The following is a 23,231-nucleotide window of genomic DNA, read 5'->3' on the forward strand; positions in this document are numbered from 1 at the left end:
TTTGGTCTTAAGCTCTAGTCTATGGATTTAGCTAATATAGATACAATTAACTTGAATATATATGTTAAATAGGATAAAATTGGTAACATGCAATGTATCATAATTTTCTGATTTAAATAAACAAATCAAAAATATGAAAACAATATTACAGAGAAAATAATATTTTATTACGGGGAGAAGATAATGAAAAAGTATGTACAGTGGATCGTTGTATTTCTATTTATAGGATTTATCTTGCAATCAGTATCAAATGTTGATGCTGCAACAGAAGAAAAGAAAAGTGTACCAAAATTGTTCTATATGACTAGAAATACCGCAACAGCTCAGGTGGACAATAGCACAATAAAAATTAGTGAAGCCTATGATCAAAATGTAATACCATACATAGAGAGCGAAATTTTGTATGTACCCGCAAAATATGTTGCGAAATTTATGAACGGTACATACTCTTATACTAAAAAAACTAAGAAAACTACAATTAAGCTTGCGGGTAGTACTTTTATTGTGAAAGCAAATTCTAAGATAGTAACAATAAACGGTAAAAATATTACAATGAAAAATAAAGCATTAGAAAAAGGCGGTAATCTGATGATACCCGCTAGTATCTTTGTTGATAATTTGAAAACACATAATGCGATTGTATATGAGGAGAGAGCCTTAATCATAAGTAAAAAAGGTGCTACCGATTTTTATACCGATAACAATGAACCAATTGGTTATTGTGTTCCAGATGATACTACATGGCAAGAAACACTAAAAAAGCAAGCGAAAGGTGAGAAAGCGAAGAAAGCAGCGCAAGAGATTCTTGCTAAAATTATTACGCCTGATATGACAGATTTAGAAAAGGTCATAGCTGTTAACGACTACTTAATACAAAATACAACATATACAAGTGGAGATTACTCGATCTATGGTCCGATTTTAGATGGAACAGGAGTTTGTCAAGGATATGCTTTCTCGGCAGAGTTACTGCTTAATATGGCAGGAGTGAATTGTACTAGAATTCAAGGATATGCAGGGATAGGTAGTAAAGAATTAACGAATGATATTTTAGATGCCCTTGGGTATATGGGGAATCTGCATGAATGGAACTTAGTCGAGATTGATGGAAACTGGTATCACCTTGATATAACCTTTAGTGATGGAACGGTAAATGGAGAGGAATCATTTCAAAATGCGTATCAATATTTTTTATTGTCTGATACTGAGATTTCAGACGATCATATTTGGAGAAAGACCTTCTATCAAGAAGCACCTAAGAGTTTTACAAGCACAACCTTAGCAAATACCTTAGATTCCAAAGGATACCCTGTGATTTATGGACGAATTTCTTTACCAAACGGTGAAGTTGCTCCAAAAGGTGGAGTAGAAGTAAGTGTTAGAGTGGGAATGGGACTTAATTTAAATATAGATCGTGCCTATCTGATCAAGGAGGGAAAATCATATGTAGATTTTACGATTGTAGCCTCGAAGACGATTGATAAACAGAGATTTCAAAATAGTTTTAGAATTATTACGAATACAAGAGGTTATGAAAAAGAGGTGTATTTGTTAGATACAAGTGCTACCAACGTTCAAGGGGTTTTAGTAAAAAAAGATATTAATTTAATCAATGGTAAGTTAATCATACCATCTTCTGTTACTCTAACCAAGGATTATAAATATACCGTTGAACTTACAACCTATTATAAAGTAGAAGGAGCCAATGGCCTTCGAAACGATGGAGGAGAAAGTTTCGATGGCATCCTAAAGGCAGGAGAGAAGGAAGCTACCTTTGATTTTGATTGTACAATTCCTTCGACAGAATATGAATATACAATTCGTTACTACATTTCAGGGTTTAATAAGACACCTTTGGTTGAAAGCGGATTCCTAACTGCAAATGGGACGATTGCTAGTGAGAGAACTTATATTAAAGGCAGTGAAAAACCACTCACTGATTTTATTATTCAGGTAAATGCAAAAGAAGTAACCCCAACCCCAACGCCTACCGAAGCACCGAAACTTAGCGGTACAAAGATGACGAAAGAAAATAGAGCAGAGCTGGTTAAAACCTTAAAGAATTACAACATTGGAAATAATGCGAAGTTAAGTAAGCTAAAAACAGAAAAGCAGATCATTGCTTTTGAAACATCGGAACCATATCAAGTATCAAATGCCATGAATGGTGACTACACGATGTATTATAAACGTAATTTAGATAGCGGTATTAAGTTAAGTACAATCTACTCATTCCAGGAGAATAACAAAAAGCTTTATATTAGCACTACGATTTCAAATATTGAGCTTTCTAAAGAGTACTATATGACAACGATGAATGAATTGAATCAATATTTACAGACTGCAACTTCCTCTAAAAAAATTGCTGATTTTTACGTTGTTTCTTATGAAAATTATGGGGTGACAGTATTTGATGCGAAGAATAAAGAGCAAATCTTTCAAGATATCATGGCACATAAAGTATTTATAGAGGCTAATTATACAGTTGGAGATAGTGTATATCAGATTTCATTAATGGGGGAAGAGAATGAGTTACCTAGGGTAACCATTTCACGTTTCACCAAGAAAGTCCATAGCGAATATTGACAGAACACATGGTTTATGTTATTTTAAAAAAGTATATAAATAAAACGAGAAAGGAAGATGTTTTTTGTTACGTGTATTAAGTAAAAGTGAGGTTTGTGCTAACTAGCACGAAAATTTAAGATGCAAAAAAGGTAATCTGCTGAAGTAATGTATTGTCAGCTTTCTTTTTTGTACCCAAAACCTGTTTTTACTTAAACGCCATTTAGTCTTGGTATACCGTAAGAAGCATCTTTTATTCTTATACTAATTCTAAATTGTTTGAACTAGCAGTTTCTTTATAGAAGCTTATTTAACATACGATACTTTTGATTTTATATAGAATTAGTATCGTGTTTGTTACAAAGCATTTCTATAAAGAAGCTTGATTATAGTCGTGAGTATCTTAAAACAGGTACCACGGCTTTTTTTTGTGTTTTTTTATAGCACATGAAAGTGACGTGGTAATAGGGATAATTTTCAGGTTAGGTAATAGGATTATCTAGTATATGGGAATGTATAAGCAAACCATTTTTTGTTTGGATTGTTTATCTGGTAGAGTGTTATAGGATTTCGGTACCAAAGTTTTTTAGATTAAAACAAACTTGGATATGTAATAAAATGACTAGAAGTGTAGAAAGGATAAAGGAACGAATCATTCTTTCTATTGTTTCGTACAGAAAATGTGAGTAAGAAAGAGGAAAATAATGAATACAAGACAGACTTTAGAATTTCAGAAAATATTAGAAATGTTAAGTGAATATGCAGTATCAGAAGAAGCAAAGAGGAATCTACTTAAGATGGAACCAAGCCTTTGTGAAACTGAGGTATTAAACCGAACAAAAGAAACGACAGAAGCAAGGGTGATATATGATGTACAAGGAAATCCTCCGATGTCAGAGAGGAAAGAAATAGACATGATAGTATCGCTTGCGAAAAAGGGTGGAATGTTATCACCGGAACAGTTAACCTTGGTATCGCAGTTTATCGCTGCGGGCAGAAGATTAAAAAGCTATCTAACCAAAGCACAGTGTCTTAAGGTGGATTTAGCATTCTATGCAGACTCATTTACGTCATTAGAAGATCTGCAAGGAATCATTGATGGAGCAATTAGAAATCATCAGATTGATAGTTCAGCTTCCAAAGAATTAAAAGACATAAGGCGGAAGATGGAATCAGTAAGTGGAGTAATGAAGTCAAAATTGGAGGCTCTTTTAAGAAGTAAAAAAGAGTGTTTTAGTGAAGGATTTGTATCGTTAAGAAATGGGCATTTTGTGCTTCCTGTGAAAAAGGAGTATAAGCATCAAATATCTGGAACTGTTCATGACGTATCTTCTAGTGGTGCAACCTATTTTATAGAACCTGTAATTGCAGTTCGTTATAGTGAAGAACTATCAGTGTTAAAAGCAGCGGAAGCAAAGGAAGAAGCAGTAATCTTATACACATTAACTTCCCTTGTTATAGAGAATGAATTTGAGCTCATGAGAAATTATGAAACTATGGGGATTCTTGATGAGATATTCGCAAAAGCGAAACTTTCTGCTTTCATGAAGGCAGTTCCTGCAAGTTTAAATACAGAACGAAAGATAAAGATTATCAATGGTAGACATCCACTTTTAAAAAGAGAGGAATGCGTACCGCTTAATTTTGAGTTTGCCAAGGGGATACGAGGTGTAATCATTACAGGACCAAATACAGGAGGTAAAACAGTAGCATTAAAAACGGTTGGACTATTATCCATGATGGCACAAAGTGGTCTTCATGTACCATGTGAAGAAGCAGTTTTATGTATGAACGATGCAATTCTTTGTGATATTGGAGATGGGCAGAGTATCACTGAGAACTTGTCAACATTCTCGGCTCATATAACAAACATCATAGCGATATTACAGGAAATAACGAAGGATAGTTTGGTACTTTTGGATGAGTTAGGTTCCGGAACAGATCCAGCAGAAGGGATGGGGATTGCGATCTCGATTCTTGAAGAACTAAAAAAGAAGCAGTGTTTATTTCTTGCTACCACTCACTATCCACAAGTAAAAGATTATGCTGCTCAGTCAGAGGGGATTATGAATGCAAAAATGGCATTTGATAGAGAAAGCTTAAGACCACTCTACCGTTTAGAAGTTGGTGAAGCTGGAGAAAGCTGTGCTTTATATATAGCAAAAAGATTAGGATTACCAAAGCACATGCTCATGCTAGCATATCAAAATGCCTACGGAGTTCAGGAAAAGGAGAATCATAAGGAGCTTAATCAGATGGAGCTTTTTTCTGAAAATGATCAAAGAAGCGTTTGGGAGGATAACTTAGAGAATTCATCCAATAGGCCTCGGATAGAAAAGAAGGTTGAGAGCAGGAGAAAAGAGCTTCCAGCAAAGGCAGCAAGTTTTCAACTCGGAGACTGTGTCATTGTATATCCAGAGAAAAAGGTAGGTATCGTGTATCAGGCATGCAATGAAAAAGGAGAAATCGGGATTCAGATAGCGAAAAAGAAAAAGCTCGTTAATTATAAACGAATTAAGCTTCATGTTGCAGCTACACAGATGTATCCAGCGGATTATGATTTTTCAATTGTATTTGATACCGTAGCAAACCGAAAGGCTAGACACAAGATGGAAAAAGGTCATCAGGAGGGAATGGAGATTCGATATAAGTAGGTAAAATTTTGATAATCCTTGGAAAGCTTATTGACTATTTTCTTAACTAATGTTATCATATTATTGTAGTTAGTTCAGTGAATAAACAAATAGTTTAGAAAGGGGTAATCCTATGAAAAATTACTTTCCAAATGTTCCAGAAGTAAAATACGAAGGACCAAATTCAACAAACCCATTCGCTTTTAAATATTATGACGCAGAGAGAATTGTTGCGGGTAAAACAATGAAAGAGCACTGCCGTTTTGCACTATCCTGGTGGCATACGCTTTGTGCAGGTGGAGCTGATCCATTTGGTGTAACAACTATGGATAGAAGCTACGGAAATATTACAGATCCAATGGAGTTTGCGAAAGCAAAAGTGGATGCTGGTTTTGAATTAATGACTAAATTAGGAATCGAATACTTCTGTTTCCATGATGCAGATATTGCTCCAGAAGGTGAGAATTTTGAAGAATCCAAGAAAAATCTTTTTGTAATCGTAGATTACATAAAAGAAAAGATGGATCAGACTGGTATTAAGTTATTATGGGGTACTGCAAATAACTTTGGTCACCCAAGATTTATGCATGGTGCTTCTACCTCCTGCAACGCGGATGTATTTGCATATGCTGCAGCTAAAATCAAGAATGCATTAGATGCTACGATTAAATTAGGTGGTAAAGGTTATGTATTCTGGGGTGGTCGTGAAGGTTATGAAACACTTCTTAATACAGATTTAGGGCTTGAACTTGATAATATGGCTAGACTTATGAAGATGGCTGTAGAATATGGCCGTGCAAATGGTTTTGATGGTGATTTCTACATCGAGCCAAAGCCAAAGGAACCAACCAAACATCAATATGATTTTGATACAGCAACCGTACTTGGTTTCCTACGTAAGTATGGTTTAGAAAAAGATTTCAAGATGAACATCGAAGCAAACCATGCTACACTTGCTGGCCATACCTTTGAGCATGAGCTCGCTTTAGCAAGAGTGAATGGTGTATTTGGTTCCGTAGATGCAAATCAGGGCGATCCAAATCTTGGATGGGATACCGACCAGTTCCCTACAGATGTTCACAGTGCAACCCTTGCAATGCTTGAAGTATTAAAGGCTGGTGGATTCACTAATGGCGGACTTAACTTTGATGCGAAGGTAAGACGTGGTTCCTTCGAATTTGACGATATTGCATATGGTTATATCGCAGGTATGGATACATTTGCTCTTGGCTTAATCAAGGCAGCTGAGATTATCGAAGATGGTAGAATTGCGAAATTTGTTGAAGATCGTTATGCAAGCTATAAGACAGGAATTGGTAAAGCAATTGTGGATGGAACTACTTCTCTTGAAGAATTAGAGCAGTATGTTTTAACACATAATGAGCCTGTTATGCAGAGTGGTCGTCAGGAAGTTCTTGAGTCTATCGTAAATAATATTTTATTTCGATAAGAAGAGTTAATATTAATCTAAAATTATTGCATAGATAAGATTATAATAAAGAGCGATCACATAGGAATTGTGTGATTGCTCTTTTTTTAGTAGTTAAGTTTTCAAAGTATGTAGATCTTTCCATAGGTTAGAGTTGAAATATCTGACTTATTTCTTTATAATCGTAAGTAACAGAACAGCTGTTTTATAGAACTGGTACCAACCCAGTATCTAGATGGAATAAAAAGCTTGTTTTGTAAGGATAAAAGTAAGAAATCGCATTAGTTTTTTGTAGATATTATGCGCACAGGTTTCATTGATGTAAATCACAGCGCTTTGATTGAATAAGAGTGAAATTAAATAATTTTCACAAAACAAATAGCAGCGTAGAAATAAGGGTAATTATGAAACAGGATATGGAATATAAAGTAGAAAATAATGAGATGATCGTTCAAAAATATAATGGAACATCAAGCCAGATTGAAATCCCTAGTGTTGTGGATGGATATCCTGTCACAGGAATTGCGGATTATGCCTTTCATAATTGTAGAAGTGTAAAAAAGGTAATTCTTCCAGATAGTATCATTACAATAGGAAACCACGCTTTCTATGATTGCAGGAGCTTAGAAAGCATGGTTATTTCTGATGCAATAAGAAGCATTGGTGACGGTGCGTTTAAGAACTGTTACCTACTAAACTCGATTGAACTATTTCATAGAAATGGCAGGATATCGGTATTAAGAAATATCTTGTCTGAATTTAGTGCAGAGCTTACTGTTACACTTCACTATGGACGCAATGCTTATGAAATAGGAAAAACAGCAAAGATAATTTTTCCTAGGTTTTTATATGACTACGTGGAGAATAACTCTGCAAGGATTATTCGCCAGGAAACCTATGGTTCAGGAGTTCATTACCGTGAGTGTATGACAGGTAATGATATTGATTATAAAAAGTATGATTCGATTTTTCATGTCGGCATGGCTGTTGATATGCTAGAAACAACCCTTTTCATCGCATTGTATCGAATCATGTACCCATATCAATTGATAGATTCAGCGAAAGAAAACTATAAAGACTTTATCCTGGAACATTGGGAAGTATTAATGAAATTATTAGTGGAAGAGGAGCTGAGGGATGAAATCCTTAGTTTATTAAAGGAAAACATCATATCCTTAGAGCACCTTAACAGATTAATGGAGTATGCTAGAAGGCAGCAGAAATTAGAACTTGTAAGCTATTTTTTAAGTTATAAACAACGAAATTATCTTAAAAAAAGTATCACATTTGATTTATAAAACGAAACTAAAAGTTTTATTACAACAAGAAATGGAGGTTAGGATGGAGCATGAAGTTAGGCAGAAACTGAGACAGCTTGGGGAACGAATCTTAAAAAATAGTTCCAATGAGTTGTATCTGTCAATGCGATTTTTAGATGTTCCACTCAGTGAATTAAGTTATGAGCTGCGGATGTCCTCTTTTTATATGGGAACGGATGGGAGTACAATCTATTATAATCCAAGATTTTTAATAGAAAAGTACACGTATGACAGTGTCTATGTAAACCGTTCTTATCTACACATGTTACTCCATAGTATTTTTCGTCATATGTATCTGAGAGAGGAACGCGACGAAGAAAAATGGAACTTAGCATGTGATATTGCGGTAGAATATATTATAGATGAGCTGGATAATAAGGCGACGAAACGACTTGTCTCATCCCGTCGAGAAGAACTCTATGAACGTTTATCCAAAGAACTTAAGGTATTTACGGCGGAGGGGATTTATCATCTGCTCCAAATCAATTGGTTTACTGAGAGAGAGATTGTTCAATATAGCGCTGAGTACTTAGTATGTGACCATCAGTTCTGGAATTTTGGAATCTCATCGAATAAAGGGAAAGATAGTGAGGACTCAAATCAAAAGGAGGAAACTGATCCTTCCCAAAGGAATGAGCAAACAAACAGTAAAAATTCCAAAGAACAATTAAGAGAGAATCAAACTGAGGGACAAGACGAAAAAGAGCAAGAAGACAAAGATAAAGAAGATAAAGAGCAAGAAAATAAAGAGCAAGAAAATAAAGATCAAGAAAATAAAGATCAAGAAAATAAAGAGCAAGAAAATAAAGATCAAGAAGATAATGAGCTAAATAATAAAGATAAAGAGCAACAAGATAAAGATCTAGGAAGCAAAGATCAAGGATATAAAGGAGATAACGAGACAAAGGATAGGGGTCAAGAAAATAATAAAGAAGAAAAATCAGAAGTAGACAAATCAAAGAAAGATAAAATCAATCAGGGTAGAAACAATCAAGATAGAAGTAATCAGAATAGAAACAATCAAGATAGAAGTAATCAGAATAGAAACAAAGTAGACAACGCAAGAGAAGAATATCAATCCTATGATGATAGAGCAGTAGAAGAACTTCCTATACGGGATGATAATTATAGAAAAGCACAGGAAAATCGTTGGAAAGATATCAGTGAAAAGCTAAAGACTAATCTTGAGACTTATCAAGCAAATAGTCCAAAAGCTACAGAAAGCTTATTGAAAGGAATAGGTGCAGCGAATCGTGAAATCTACGATTATCAGACCTTCCTTCGAAAATTTGCAGTATATAAGGAGCGTCTTCAAGTAGATGAAGATTCTTTTGACTATGGTTTCTATACCTTTGGCATAGAACATTATGGGAATATTCCTTTCCTTGAGCCATTAGAATATAAGGATGAAAAACGAGTTGAGGAGATTGTGATAGCAATTGATACCTCTGGCTCATGTGCAAGTAGTTTAATCTATCGTTTTCTAAAAGAAACAATAAGAATTTTAAAAAGCACAGAGACATTTCATGATAAATTTAGAATTCATGTGATTCAGTGCGATGAAGAAATTAAAGAACATAAGATTCTTACAAATCTTATGGAATTAAATCATTACATGGAACATTTTCAGGTGAAGGGATTTGGTAATACAGATTTTAGGCCTGTGTTTGAATATATCAAGGAATTACAGCAAATAGGGCAATTGAAACGATTAAAAGGATTGCTATATTTTACAGATGGATATGGCACTTTTCCTAGTAAGCAACCAGAATACGAGACTGCCTTTCTATTTGTTCGGAATCAATATGAAGAAGACAGAGTTCCTGCATGGGCGATGAAAGTTGTATTAGAAGAAGAACAAATTGAAAAGATGGGTGAATAGGAGCTACAATGAATATAAAAGAATGTAAAATTGAAATAAAGAATACGATACAAGCATATTTAAATAAAGACGAGTTCGGAGCATATAGAATTCCAGTAAAGCATCAACGTCCCATCTTACTTATGGGACCTCCGGGAATTGGTAAAACAGCAATTATGGAACAGATTGCAAGAGAATGTGAAATTGGGTTGGTATCCTATACCATTACTCACCATACGAGACAAAGTGCGATTGGACTACCCAAAATTGAAAAAAGAAGCTTTCAAGGAATTGAGTATTCAGTCACAGAATATACGATGAGTGAAATTATTGCTTCTGTGTTTGAGAAGATGAAAAATACTGGTCTTAAGGAAGGAATTTTATTCCTAGATGAGATTAATTGTGTGTCAGAAACGTTGGCACCAACGATGTTACAGTTCCTTCAGAATAAGACGTTTGGAAATCATAGCATTCCAGAAGGTTGGATTGTTGTTGGAGCAGGTAATCCACCGGAGTATAACAGGTCAGTTCGTGAATTTGATATTGTTACACTGGATCGAGTTAAGAGAATTGAACTAAGAGAAGATTATGGTGTATGGAAAGAGTATGCGTATATACAAAAACTTCATGGCTCCATCTTATCTTATTTAGAGATTAAGAAAAATAATTTCTATGTGATTGAGATGTCAGTAGATGGAAAACAGTTTGTGACAGCAAGAGGTTGGGAGGATTTATCACAAATCCTATATGCCTATGAAGAACTTCACTTACCTGTGACAGAAGAAGTGGTAAGAGGATATCTTCAACATCCAAAGATTGCAAAAGATTTTGCAAATTATTATGAATTGTTCCTAAAGTACCAAAAGGATTATCAAGTACAGGATATCTTAGATGGTAAAGCAGAGGAGCATTTAAAGAGGCAATTACGCACTGCTGGCTTTGATGAAAGATTAAGTGTACTTTCGTTACTACTTGACCGACTTTCTAGTGATTTTTATGAAACCTATCAGACGGGTGAATATCTAAAGAGACTTCATACTATCCTAAAGGAAGTAAAGGAATATTTTACGAATACCTATATGGAGCCAGATGTTATTATGGCTGATATGATTACTCAAAAAGAGAAGGAATTCGAGGATAAGAAATCAGCTGGGTTACTCGATCGCTTGCAAAATAAGATATGGAATCAAATAATTTTAAAATTATATTATTTTAAAGAACAAATACTTTTGAATCGATTAAAAGAAAATGACAGTGCATTCTCCTACATCAAGATGGAATTTGATGCGATGGTACAAGATTATCAAAATAAAATTATAGAAACCTCAAGCTCTCTTGAGAATTCCTTTGTTTTCCTTGAGGATACCTTTGGTGAAAGTCAGGAACTAGTCGTATTTTTAACTGAGCTTACAGGTAACTTTTATAGCATGCATTTTATTGGAGAACATGGAAGCGAGCATTATGTAAAGCATAATCAAAGCTTATTATTTTCTGAAACCAAACAAGAATTATTAAAAGAGATTGATGAGTTAAAACTGTTATCTTAATATCTATGGTAAGAAGAAGGTGTACAGGTGCTTACCAAAAGAATGACAAAAAATAGCATCTGTATACTTCTTTTATCTTGAATAGGAAAAGCTCACAAAGTGTACTTCTTCTTTCAGAGATGACTAATTTTATTCGATGGAGGACGGGGAATTTTTGGTTTGTGTCTAGGCTGCTAACACAAACTGAATGACATAATTAAAAACAGGGTTTTAAAAGCAGCGCAGAAATGAGGAAAGTTATGAAAACAAGATACAAAGGAATACTGTGTATTCTATGTTCTGCATTTTGCTTTGCAATTATGAATACAATGGTAAGACTATCTGGAGATTTACCTTCCATTCAAAAAAGTTTTTTTCGAAATGTCGTGGCTCTGGTCTTTGCCTATATTGTTATTAAAAAGAATAAAGAAAGTTTGAAATGTCAACCAGGAAATTTTAAATATCTGATCATACGCTCATTTTTTGGCACCATAGGAGTGTTATGCAATTTTTATGCAGTAGATCACTTGGTACTATCGGATGCATCCATGCTAAATAAGATGTCACCCTTTTTTGCAATAATACTAAGTTTGATGTTTCTAAAAGAAAAAGTTAATCTAGTTCAAGGGCTTGCCGTAGTAATAGCTTTTGTAGGAAGTTTATTTATTATAAAACCTACGTTTTCCAATATGGAATTAATCCCTTCCCTCATTGGGTTGCTCGGTGGGTTTGGGGCTGGAGCTGCTTATACAGCGGTACGTTTTCTAGGACAACGAGGCGAAAAAGGTTCCTTCATCGTGTTTTTCTTTTCTGCCTTTTCTTGTCTGGTTACCTTACCATTTTTAATTTTTCAATATGCACCTATGGAATTGTGGCAAATCGGTACGTTATTATTGGCAGGTCTTGCAGCAGCAGGAGGACAGTTTGCTATCACTGCCGCTTATTCCTATGCACCTGCGAAGGAGATTTCTGTTTTTGATTATTCTCAGGTAGTCTTCTCAGCAATCTTAGGCTTTTTCTTTTTTGGGCAGATACCAGATGTATTTAGTATACTAGGATATTTTATTGTATGTGCTACAGCAATTGGAATGTTCTTTTATGGTAAGAAAAATAAATCATAAGTAGTGATTAAGAAGGCAGTGCAAAAGAATATAATTTTTTACTCAGTAATTTATGTCTGTGATGTTATACTAAATTGATATGCGCAGAGGATTGCTCAGATGAAGGGAAAATATAAAGCGAGAACGATTTCATAATAAAGGGCTAGCATTATGCTTGTTAGGCAATATGAAATCATCTCGCTTTTTTATTCTTATAAGGACAAGTTTACGAAGAGTGTAATTTTTTCGCTATACAGTTACTCTTATTTTAAAATGCTTGAGTTTTTCTCTTTGTAATTACCAGCGAGATACCAAAGATTGCAATAGCAAAACATAGTTGGATAAGTATACCATAAATAACATCCTTTAAATCACTACCTACAAGCTCTGTATTCTTCCCTATTATCTCATTCGTCATAACATACCAGTAGGAAGGTAAAAATTTTGAAAAGTAAAGGACTTGTTTACTCATAACCGAAAGAGGTACAAATACGCCCCCTAAAAAGCAGAGTCCAAGTGATACAGAGGTACTAAAAACTGAGATTGCTTCCTCGGAATTACTAAAAATACCTATGAGATAGGAGATACTAAAACTAACGATAAGGAAGGAAAAACTGTTCAACAGATAATATCCATATACTCCGGAGCGTAACATGTCAGTTCCATAAATAATAAACGGAAAGATCATAAGTATAATCCAAATAATGACTGCTACCGTGATATTAGCAAGAGACAATTCAAAATTACGCTTTTTTAAGGAGAAGGATGCACAAACAGTTCTGTTTTTTAAATCCTTTTCATTGTAGATGATGAGTATCAAACTAATGCAGGATACCAATATTGCTATCATAGGGTAAGGTAAGTATTGAAAATAATAATTATAATTTGGTGCTTCCTCTAAGCTATGATTATCTAGTTGAATGTTAACAGATGCGTTAGACTGCATAATCTCTTTGGTTTTTGTCATCGCTTCCGATGGGTTAAGCCCAAGAGCAAGATAAGTTTTAAAAAAACGCATGATTTGATCGACTTGTATACTTGATAATGTTGTAACCCCAGCATCTGGTGCCTCTAAAGTTTCTAACGGAATTTCTTTTCCAGCAAGTAAGCCTTCTTCAAAACCAGCTGGAATAATAAGAATTTCATACACATTATTAAAGTAGAGTTCATCTTGAAAAACCACAGGGTCATCTTCAAGTTCTGTTAATTGATGAAGTTCACCTATATAATTTTTCAGTTCCATGCTGGTGGCCGAATGGTCACGGTCAATTACTGCAAGTTTTAGTTTTATGTCTTTAAAGTTAATCTGATCTTCCGGAGAACCACTTCGCACTGCAATAGAGGCAATACCCAAAAAGACAACCAGATTAATGACAATACTCCATTTATTTTTCTCTAATAGTTTAAAAAATGTACTAAATACTATCATATCGTTCCCTCCTGAGTATCAAAAAGCTTACGAAAATAAAGATTACCGCTATGACAAGTAGTGATATGATATCACTAGTAAATCTGGAATAATCACTAAATACAGTGAGGCTATAGAAGGCATCTGTTATCAATGCAGCAGGATTGATTCGGTTTAAGATTGGAACATTTGCTTCTACGATGTATTTAATTTTATCAATCATTAAGCCGCTTAGGAAACTAAATATTAAGCTGACGCCGGTAACAATAGAGATACGAAGTGCCTCATGACCTTTGCTGATTGATCCAATAAATTGGCCATAAGCAATTCCTATTACGCTACCTAAGAATACAGTAAGTAAAAAGAGAATCGGTTGATCTCCAATCGGTATGCCGAGAACAAATCTCAGGTAGAGCCATACAACGGTGAGTTCAAGAAAATGAATGGTTATTGCAGCGGAGGAGTCAGCAAGGATCAAGATTAACTTATTGGTCGGTGTAATGCATCTTCGTGCAGCTACCGTAGTTTGATTGCCCTGAATATCCATACTATTGCTAAGTCCCAAATAACTTCCGAACATACAAGCCATTGCAATTAAGGAGTAGAAATATTGGATAAAACCATTGGTGTTCTTTCCATTCAGTGAAACTTTTACAATATTTTGAGCTTCCGATTGCAGCAGTAAGATAGCTTTCGGGAGATCCTCCGGATTGTTTCTTGCAATATCTTCGATTGCTTTACTCATTCGGGTATATTGATCTAAAAATTGTTTTAATATATTTGTTTGTAAGCCACTGTCTGAAACATAGAGTTCTACCGAGTCTGATAATGCTATAATTCCATTTACAGTTTCATCGCTAAGCATCTGATCTGCTTCTTCCCTAGTTGTCTTCGTTATTTTAAACATCGGGGTCTTATCATTATAAGTAATGGAGGAAATAGTAGTTTGTAGAGTTTGATTTTCTGTAGATTCTTTCTCCATTACGATAGCTACCGGAATACTATTCATCACTCCAAGATTAAACATGGCATCTCCAAAGGCCGCACGAAACAGTGAGCCTAGAATGAGAGGAAAGAAAAATGCCCAGAAAAGAATGGTAGGGGTCTTTAAAAAGTATTTAAAGCGATATTTATACTGATGAAAAAACATAATAATCTCCAATCTGCCGCCACCCTGTGAATTTGAGAGACAGCTAAAGTTTACCGTGTGAAAAATCTTTTGACTTTTAACACTGCTGCTCTAATCTCTAAGTTCTTTCCCTGTTATTTCAAGGAAAACATCATTTAAGGTCGGAAGTTCTGTATAGACACGACCAAAGGCTACTTCTTTTGACTGAAGGTAGTTCAGTACTCGAATCAGGTTATGCTTTCCTCCAGTGCAGCTAATGAGGAGACGCTGATTATCATAATCAACTTTATAAACATGAGGAAGTTCTTTGATATTCTCAAGATGTTTTTCTTCTAGCTCTAATACTTCGATACAGATGGTCTCACTAGTCTTTATCATTGCTTTGAGTTGTTCTTTTGTTCCTATCGCAATTGTTTTTCCTTTATCGATAATAGCGACACGACTGCAGATTTGTTCCACTTCCTCCATATAATGAGAAGTGTAAATTATGGTTGCACCCTTCTTATTTAAGTCTACAATTCCTTCTAATATACGATTCCTACTCTGTGGATCAACTGCTACCGTTGGTTCATCCAAGATAATCAACTCCGGTTTATGGGCTATGCCGCAAGCTATATTTAATCGACGTAACAAACCGCCGGATAATTTCTTTGGATAAAATTTTTTAAAATCCTCTAATCCAACAAACTCAATGGCTTCCATAACAAGCTTTTTTCTTTCCTCTTTATCCTTTACATATAAACCACAGAAATAATCGATATTATCGTAAACAGTTAATTCGTTAAAAACCGCCACATTTTGAAGTACAACTCCAATTTTACGCTTCAGATCATAGCTATCTGGTCTCATAGGCTTACCAAAAACCTCGATATTTCCTTTATCAAAGTTAAGTAAAGCTAAGATGCACCCGATAGCGGTTGATTTTCCAGAACCATTTGGACCTAATAATCCAAAGATTTCACCTTTTTCTATACTTAGGTTCAAGTGGTCAAGAGCTAGGAGATCTTTATATCTTTTTACGAGATTTTCAACTTTAACGATCATAGAACACCCTCCATATTTTTAAGTTTTGATATAATAAAACTGCCAAGCCGAAAGCTTTTGTAGATCATGATCATGAATTTAGCATTTAAATTCATAATATAATTATAAAAATCCCGAAAGCGATTTGGTAGTGTTTTATGTCAAGTATTCATATGACATTTATCACATTTTTCATATGGATAAGCTAGCTTAATTTAATTGTTGTTTTCCAATATGCATATGATAGAAAGAAAGTAAAGTTGTAAGTACAAACTTTACAGTCATTTATTAAAATGGTATTGATCATACAAAAAGACATTGAAAGAAATTGATTATGGAAACTCAGTTGAAAAAACTAGATACAAGGAGTACAATAAGTTATTTTAATGGAAAAAGAAAACGGGACGAGACAATTATTTAACCGAATCAAGTAAGTCTTCCTCTTCAAATGTGGAGAGTATTAAGAGGGGGGGTGGGGACTTGCTTGTGTCAGGTGGGGTTAAAGTCCTACCTAACAAACTGCGAGAACAGTTATGAGGTTATGAGAAAGTAGCGAAGTGGATTGCGAATATCCGCTTTGACTAGTAACCTATTATAATTATAGTAAGAACTTATTAGGAGGAAACATGACACTACAGCAGTTAAGATACGTAATCATGATAGCAGATTGCGGTTCTATGAATGAAGCAGCAAAGCAACTTTTTATCTCTCAACCTAGCCTTTCAGGAACGATTAAGGAACTGGAATTAGAAATAGGTTTTGATATCTTTCTTCGTTCGAATCGAGGAATTGTAATAACTCCAGAAGGAGAGGAGTTTCTTTCTTACGCAAAACAAGTATCAGAGCAGTATCGGTTATTGGAAGATAAGTACATCGAAAAAAAATCAAAGAAAAAATTCAGTGTATCCATGCAGCACTATACCTTTGCAGTGAAAGCTTTTGTAGAGATGGTAAAGAAGGTAGGAATGGAGCAGTATGAATTTGCGGTTCATGAAACTAAGACCTCTGAGGTGATTGAAAATGTTAAAAATTTTAAAAGTGAGCTAGGAGTTCTCTATCTCAATGATTTTAATGAGCAGGTAATGACAAAGGTTCTGAGAGAGAATAGCTTAGAGTTTATAGAGTTATTTCAATGTGATACCTATGTATACTTATGGTCAGGGCATCCATTAGCGAGCAAAAAGATGATTTCAATGAAAGAATTAGAAGAGTATCCATGTCTGGCATTTGATCAAGGAAAAAACAATTCGTTCTATCTTGCCGAAGAGGTTAAGAGTACGTTTGATTATAAACGAATTATTAAAGCAAATGATAGAGCCACGATATTAAATTTAATGATAGGCTTACATGGATATACCCTATGTTCTGGAATTATTTGCGAGGAACTAAATGGAGATGACTATAAGGCGGTGCCGCTGCTGGAGAGTGAAACAATGAGAATAGGATATATTAAACGGAAAGGTTCCATTATCAGTAGCAATGGCGAATTATATATCCAGGAATTGATTAATTATCGAGACAAGGTGCTATAGGTTTAACCTATAACAGACTATTGGATTTGAGTATTAACACATTCTTCTTTGGGCTGTTATAATAACAAACATAAGAAATACACGAGGCAAGAATCACATAGGAGAAACAAGATTATTCTATTTAAATCTGCCTAAAGTAAATGATTAAGAATAGTAAAGAAGTATGATTAAGGATGAAAAAAGAAGAATTATCAAGGATGAAAAAGAAGAGTTATTAAAGATGAAAAAGAAGAGTTATTAAGGTTGAAAAAACAAGTTATAAAGAATTGGAATAGAAGAGTAGAGGAAAAAAACTGCTACTCAATAAATAATATGAATTTTAAAGTAACCTAAGCTAGAGATACAAAATAATGAAAAGGAGAAATACAATGCGTACTGTTAATTTAATCAATACTATGAATATGAAGATGTGCTGCAATAATGGATGTATGTGTAATAGCATGCCTAATACAGTGCGCTCAAAATCCGGTTTTTTGTAAGATTATTGTGACTTTAATCTGAGAAAAGAACAAGGGAAACAGGGTGCATGAGTTTAATGCACCCTGTTTTTTTAGAAAAGTTATGAAAAATAAGGTGGCACAGAAAAGTAGCATAGAAATGAGGTAGTATATGATTCGATTTGAAAATCTTAGTAAGACGTTTGCTTCCGGTGATAGGACTGTGGATGCTGTAAAGAAGGTGAATCTGACCATTGAGAAAGGTAAGGTTTATGGCATCATTGGTTTTTCTGGGGCAGGAAAGTCAACCCTAGTAAGGTGTATAAATTTATTAGAAAGACCAACAGAAGGTAAAGTTTTCATCGGTGATGTGGAACTCACCGCATTAAAAGGTAAGGAACTTAGAAAGCAGCGAAGAAAGATAGGAATGATTTTTCAGCACTTTAATTTGTTTGCGTCCAGAACAGTATTCCAGAATGTAGCTTATTCGCTAAAGTACCAAGGATTATCAAGAGAACAAATCGAGGAGAAAGTCAATGAGCTGCTAAAGCTAGTAGGCCTTGAAGAAAAAGCCAAGGAATATCCGTCAAAACTTTCCGGGGGGCAAAAACAAAGGGTAGCAATTGCAAGAGCACTGGCGAATGATCCTGATATTTTACTGAGTGATGAGTCTACTAGTGCATTGGATCCACAAACTACAGTTTCAATACTAAAACTGTTGAAGGAAGTAAATCAAAAGCTTGGAATCACAATCGTTATTATCACCCATGAGATGCAGGTGGTAAAAGAGATTTGTGATAGGGTTGCAGTAATGGAAAATGGCGAAGTAGTAGAAGAAGGGGATGTATTTGGAATATTTGCCAACCCGCAGCAGAAGATAACCAAGGATTTTGTTGACAGTACTTCAAATCTTTCAAAAATCTATCATTACATAGAGGAGAGGGCAAAGATAACAGAACTGAAAGAAGGAGAGTGTATTTTGCGATTTAAGTACCTGGAGAGAAGCACCTCAGAAGCTCTGGTATCACAGCTATCAAGAGAATTTGCATTGAACATTAATATCATTTTTGGAAATATTGAGCTTATTGGTGAAAATCCAATTGGAGGATTGGTTTCTATCGTAAGTGGTAGGAAAGAAGATATTGATGGTGCAATAAAGTATTTACAAGAAAAAAATGTTGGAGTGGAGGTGATACTTGATGCAAGAGCTTCTTAAAGAATATTTACCCAATGTCATGTCAAAGCTACCTGACTTTTATGAAAGCATTCTGGAAACCTTACAGATGTTTTCCAAAGCAGGGCTCATAATCTTTATCATTGGATTATTCTTAGGAATTGTCCTAACTGTAACAAAAAAGGATGGAATACTTCAGAATCTGGTGGTTTATCAGATTCTTGATAAGTTGGTGAATTTCTTTCGCTCCATTCCATTTATTATCTTACTTGCTGGTTTGATTCCTCTAACAAGACTAATATCAGGGACAGCAATCGGAGTGAAAGGGGCAATCGTTCCATTGATTTTTGGTACAGCACCCTTCTTCTCGAGACAAGTGGAAACAGCTCTTGCAGAAATGAATGCAGGACTGGTAGAAGCTGCACAGGCGATGGGAAGTGGTCCAATTGAAATCATTTTTAGAGTTTTGATAAAGGAATGTATTCCAGGATTAGTGAGAGCAACCACGATAACTGCGATTAACTTAATCAGTTTAACAGCGATGGCTGGTGCTATTGGTGCAGGGGGGCTTGGTGATTTTGCAATCCGTTTTGGTTATCAGCGTAATCAAACGGATGTAACCTATGCATCGGTGATTGTCTTGGTGTTACTGGTAAGTCTTATCCAGATTGTTGGTAATGCAATATCAAGAAAGAGTACACATTAGGAGAGGAAAGTTATGATAAAGCCAAGAAAAGTCATTATTATCGGAGCAGGGCATGTAGGCTCTCATGCCGGGTATGCACTAGCAGAACAAGGATTAGTGGAAGAAATCATTTTTATTGATATTGATGAAGAGAAAGCAAGAGCGCAAGCACTTGATATCTATGATGCAACGGTATATCTACCACAAAGAGTTAAGGTAAGAGCAGGTGATTATAGTGATGCAGCAGATGCAGACCTTCTTGTCCTTTCTGTAGGAACCAATCCGGATAAGAATAAGGGTGAAACAAGAATGAGTACCCTTACAAAAACAGCAATGATTGTCAAAGAGGTGGCTAGGCATATTAAAAATTCTGGTTTTGACGGTATCATTGTTAGTATTTCAAATCCAGCTGATGTCATTGCACATTATTTGCAGCACTTACTTAACTACCCATCAGATAAGATTATCTCAACAAGTACGGTATTAGATTCTGCAAGACTTAGGAGAGCAATTGCGGATGCTGTTGGTATTGACCAAAAATCAATCTACGGATATGTGCTTGGCGAACATGGAGAAAGCCAGATGGTAGCGTGGTCAACAGTCTCGATTGCCGGTAAACCAATTCTTAACCTAATCAAAGAAAAGCCTGAAAAATATGGGCGGCTTGATCTAACAAAACTTGCAGAAGAAGCCAGATTGGGCGGATGGCATATTTTAAACGGGAAAGGCTCGACGGAATTTGGAATTGGCGCAGCACTGGCTGAGGTTACCAGAGCAATTTTCTCAGATGAGAAGAAGGTACTTCCGGTATCTACACTTTTAAAAGGGGAGTATGGTCAAAAGGAGGTATATGCTTCGGTACCTACGGTACTTGGAATTCATGGAGTAGAAGAAATTATTGAACTTAATCTGACACTTGAGGAGAAGGAGAAATTTGATGCTTCTTGTAGGACAATGAAAGAAAATTTTGAGTATGCTTTGACACTATTATAAAGATATGTTTAAGAAGAAATACCTATTCAAGGATCCTGCTTTCCAAGATGAGATCGGGGAATGTTATCCGAATGGATGAAGAAATTTTATTAGAAAATGTCTATCAATAATGAATATTAAAAGGAAAGTAAAGGGAGCAAAGAGACAATGATCTAAGCAATGATTGTACTGTTACCCGGAACGGAGGATATTATGAGAAAATTAAAGAAATTAGGTGTATTGGCGTTAGGATTCACTTTGGCTTTTGCAGTAGCAGGATGTGCAAAAAAGGATGAAAAAAAAGAGAACTCAGTAGTTAAAGTTGGTGTAGTCGGAGAATCGAATGAAATGTGGGATCCAGTCATTGAAGAACTTAAAAAAGAAGGGATAGAGGTTCAGTTAGTGACCTTTACTGATTATAATACTCCAAATGCTGCTCTTGATGGTGGTGAGGTGGATTTAAATGCGTTCCAGCATTATGCTTATCTGAATAAAGAGAAAGAAAACTATGGATATAAGATTGATTCCATCGGTGATACCTTTATTTCTGCTATGAACATCTATTCCAAGAAGATAACGAAATTAAGTGAAATCAAAGAAGGGGATAAGGTAGCAGTTCCTAATGATGCAACAAACGAAGGAAGGGCACTAAAGGTTCTTGAAGCAGCAGCTCTTATAGAGTTAAACCCAGATGCAGGTGATAGCCCAGAAGTAAAGGATATTACTGCAAATCCATTCAATCTTGAATTAGTCGAAGTAGATGCAGCAAACGTATATGCTTTACTGCCAGACGTAACGATTGCAGTTATTAATTGTAATTATGCTTTAGATAATGGTTTAAACCCAGGAAAAGATGCATTATTCCAAGACAGTGTAAGTATCTATGAAGGAAAAAACTATGTGAACCTGATTGCTGCAAGAACTGAAGATTTAGAAAATGAAGTATTTAAGAAGGTTGTAAAAGCGTATCAATCCGATGCAGTAAAGGAAGTTTATGCAGATACCTTTAAGGGATCTTATTTAGCTGCATGGGAGGAGTAAAATCTAAGTAAAAGAACTTTTTATCTGAAGGAAACCGCGAAAGAGAACATAGAACTTATGCGACAGATGAAAAGAGCATTTGATGAGAGGGAGATCTTAAATCGACATAAATCATATTTAGCATAACGAGGAGAATAGAGTGAAAATAAAGATTTTTCAAACACGAATTTGTGTTGTTACCCAAATTCGCAGAAATCCGAAAAAATGGAGGTTAATATGAAACCATTAAGCGAACGAACTGCAAATTTTACGGATTCCGTTATCCGTAGAATGACTAGAGTATCGAATCAATACGACGCCATAAATTTATCTCAAGGCTTCCCGGATTTTAATCCGCCAATAGAGATAACAGATAGACTTGCTAACTTAGCAGGAGAAGGTCCGCATCAGTATGCGCTAACCTGGGGAGCAGAGAATTTTAGGTATGCTCTTGCTAAGAAACAAGAGATGTTTTCCGGTATGGAGATTAATCCAGACACTGAGATTGTTGTTACCTGCGGAAGTACGGAAGCAATGATGGCTGCAATGATGACGGTAACAAATCCCGGGGATAAAGTAATTATATTTTCTCCATTTTATGAAAATTATGGCGCTGATACGATACTTTCCGGTGCCGAACCAATCTATGTTCCTCTAAAGCCACCTGCTTTTTCGTTTGATGCAAATGAGTTGGAGGAAGCCTTTAAGAAAGGTGTAAAGGCATTGATTTTATGTAATCCATCGAACCCTTGTGGTAAAGTGTTTACTTATGAAGAATTAAAAATTATCGCAGATCTTTCTATCAAATATGATACTTATGTTATTACGGATGAAGTATACGAGCATATTGTATATGAGCCAAACAAACATAGTTATATGGCGACCTTACCTGGAATGAGGGAGAGAACGATTATATGCAGTTCGCTTTCTAAAACATATTCAATTACTGGATGGCGATTAGGATATGTAATAGCAAGTCCGTTTGTAATAGAAAGAGTAAAAAAAGTACATGACTTTTTAACGGTAGGGGCTGCCGCACCTTTAATGGAAGCAGCGGTTGTAGGGCTAAATTTTGGAGTGGATTATTACAAAGAGTTGCAACAACATTATACCCAAAAAAAAGAGCTGTTTGTAGGTGGACTGGCGGATTTAAAACTTAGTTTTACAGATCCACAGGGAGCATATTATGTTTTGGTGGATGTATCTGAGTTTAAGGTAAAAGATGATGTGAAATTTTGTGAATGGCTAGCTAGGGAAGTCGGTGTAGGTGCGGTACCAGGTTCCAGCTTTTTTAAAGAAGAGGTGCATCATCTCATAAGATTTCACTTTGCAAAGAAGGACGAGACATTAATAGGAGCTTTAAATCGTTTGTCCAATTTACGAAAGAAGGCTAGTAATAGCAGTAGAAACTATTAACA

16 protein-coding genes and 1 pseudogene are annotated in these 23,231 nt (G+C 35.3%); 14 read left to right on the forward strand and 3 right to left on the reverse strand.

The annotated features are described in order from the left end of the window. Window positions 1–183 precede the first annotated feature (183 nt). From CC92_RS0117610 to CC92_RS0117645, 7 genes are all read left to right on the forward strand, one after another. A complete protein-coding gene (locus CC92_RS0117610; RefSeq protein WP_029501333.1) occupies window positions 184–2,586 on the forward strand; it encodes a stalk domain-containing protein in 2,403 nt (800 codons plus the stop codon). 683 nt (window positions 2,587–3,269) lie between these two features. Then, on the forward strand, window positions 3,270–5,219 hold the full coding sequence (locus CC92_RS0117615; RefSeq protein ID WP_029501332.1) for an endonuclease MutS2: 1,950 nt from the start codon (window positions 3,270–3,272) through the stop codon (window positions 5,217–5,219). A 112-nt stretch (window positions 5,220–5,331) separates the two neighbouring features. Next, a complete protein-coding gene (gene xylA, locus CC92_RS0117620) occupies window positions 5,332–6,648 on the forward strand; it encodes a xylose isomerase (RefSeq protein WP_029501331.1) in 1,317 nt (438 codons plus the stop codon). A 383-nt stretch (window positions 6,649–7,031) separates the two neighbouring features. Then, window positions 7,032–7,925, forward strand: coding sequence for a leucine-rich repeat domain-containing protein (locus tag CC92_RS0117625; RefSeq protein WP_029501330.1), 894 nt, complete (start codon window positions 7,032–7,034; stop codon window positions 7,923–7,925). Between the two features lie 43 nt (window positions 7,926–7,968). Further along, window positions 7,969–9,828, forward strand: a complete 1,860-nt coding sequence (locus tag CC92_RS21900) for a DUF2201 family putative metallopeptidase (protein ID WP_051650559.1) — start codon at window positions 7,969–7,971, stop codon at window positions 9,826–9,828. A gap of 8 nt (window positions 9,829–9,836) precedes the next feature. Next, the gene (locus CC92_RS0117640; protein ID WP_029501329.1) at window positions 9,837–11,354 is read left to right on the forward strand and encodes an ATP-binding protein; all 1,518 of its coding nucleotides are present in this window, start codon (window positions 9,837–9,839) and stop codon (window positions 11,352–11,354) included. A 239-nt stretch (window positions 11,355–11,593) separates the two neighbouring features. After that, window positions 11,594–12,454: a DMT family transporter gene (locus tag CC92_RS0117645; protein ID WP_029501328.1), complete on the forward strand. Its 861-nt coding sequence runs from the start codon at window positions 11,594–11,596 to the stop codon at window positions 12,452–12,454. Between the two features lie 247 nt (window positions 12,455–12,701). On the opposite strand, the gene CC92_RS0117650 is transcribed toward CC92_RS0117645, so the two are convergent. From CC92_RS0117650 to CC92_RS0117660, 3 genes are all read right to left on the reverse strand, one after another. After that, window positions 12,702–13,862 carry an ABC transporter permease gene (locus CC92_RS0117650; protein WP_029501327.1) on the reverse strand — a complete coding sequence of 387 codons (1,161 nt, stop codon included), beginning with the start codon at window positions 13,860–13,862 and terminating at the stop codon, window positions 12,702–12,704. After that, window positions 13,849–14,991, reverse strand: a complete 1,143-nt coding sequence (locus CC92_RS0117655) for an ABC transporter permease (RefSeq protein WP_029501326.1) — start codon at window positions 14,989–14,991, stop codon at window positions 13,849–13,851. The genes CC92_RS0117650 and CC92_RS0117655 overlap by 14 nt, the downstream gene beginning before the upstream one ends. Before the next feature lie 90 nt (window positions 14,992–15,081). Further along, window positions 15,082–16,014: an ABC transporter ATP-binding protein gene (locus tag CC92_RS0117660; protein ID WP_029501325.1), complete on the reverse strand. Its 933-nt coding sequence runs from the start codon at window positions 16,012–16,014 to the stop codon at window positions 15,082–15,084. 605 nt (window positions 16,015–16,619) lie between these two features. Here CC92_RS0117660 and CC92_RS0117665 point away from each other — a divergent pair. The 7 genes and pseudogenes from CC92_RS0117665 to CC92_RS0117690 all read left to right on the forward strand — a co-directional run bounded on the left by CC92_RS0117665 (window position 16,620) and on the right by CC92_RS0117690 (window position 23,229). Further along, window positions 16,620–17,525, forward strand: coding sequence for a LysR family transcriptional regulator (locus tag CC92_RS0117665; protein WP_029501324.1), 906 nt, complete (start codon window positions 16,620–16,622; stop codon window positions 17,523–17,525). A 609-nt stretch (window positions 17,526–18,134) separates the two neighbouring features. Next, complete coding sequence (locus CC92_RS0117670; protein WP_029501323.1) at window positions 18,135–19,178, forward strand: methionine ABC transporter ATP-binding protein; 1,044 nt, start codon at window positions 18,135–18,137, stop codon at window positions 19,176–19,178. Beyond that, entirely contained in the window at window positions 19,162–19,842 is a 681-nt protein-coding gene (locus CC92_RS0117675) for a methionine ABC transporter permease (protein WP_029501322.1), read from the forward strand. The genes CC92_RS0117670 and CC92_RS0117675 overlap by 17 nt, the downstream gene beginning before the upstream one ends. 12 nt (window positions 19,843–19,854) lie before the next feature. Next, on the forward strand, window positions 19,855–20,814 hold the full coding sequence (locus CC92_RS0117680; RefSeq protein WP_029501321.1) for an L-lactate dehydrogenase: 960 nt from the start codon (window positions 19,855–19,857) through the stop codon (window positions 20,812–20,814). A gap of 192 nt (window positions 20,815–21,006) precedes the next feature. Then, window positions 21,007–21,834, forward strand: coding sequence for a MetQ/NlpA family ABC transporter substrate-binding protein (locus CC92_RS0117685; protein WP_029501320.1), 828 nt, complete (start codon window positions 21,007–21,009; stop codon window positions 21,832–21,834). A gap of 21 nt (window positions 21,835–21,855) precedes the next feature. After that, a pseudogene (locus CC92_RS23530) lies at window positions 21,856–21,960 on the forward strand (FAD-linked oxidase C-terminal domain-containing protein); the annotation flags it as partial. A 90-nt stretch (window positions 21,961–22,050) separates the two neighbouring features. Further along, on the forward strand, window positions 22,051–23,229 hold the full coding sequence (locus CC92_RS0117690) for a pyridoxal phosphate-dependent aminotransferase (protein ID WP_029501319.1): 1,179 nt from the start codon (window positions 22,051–22,053) through the stop codon (window positions 23,227–23,229). Window positions 23,230–23,231: the final 2 nt, after the last annotated feature.

The organism is Lachnoclostridium phytofermentans (assembly GCF_000733755.1).
Lineage (GTDB): Bacteria > Bacillota > Clostridia > Lachnospirales > Lachnospiraceae > Lachnoclostridium > Lachnoclostridium phytofermentans_A.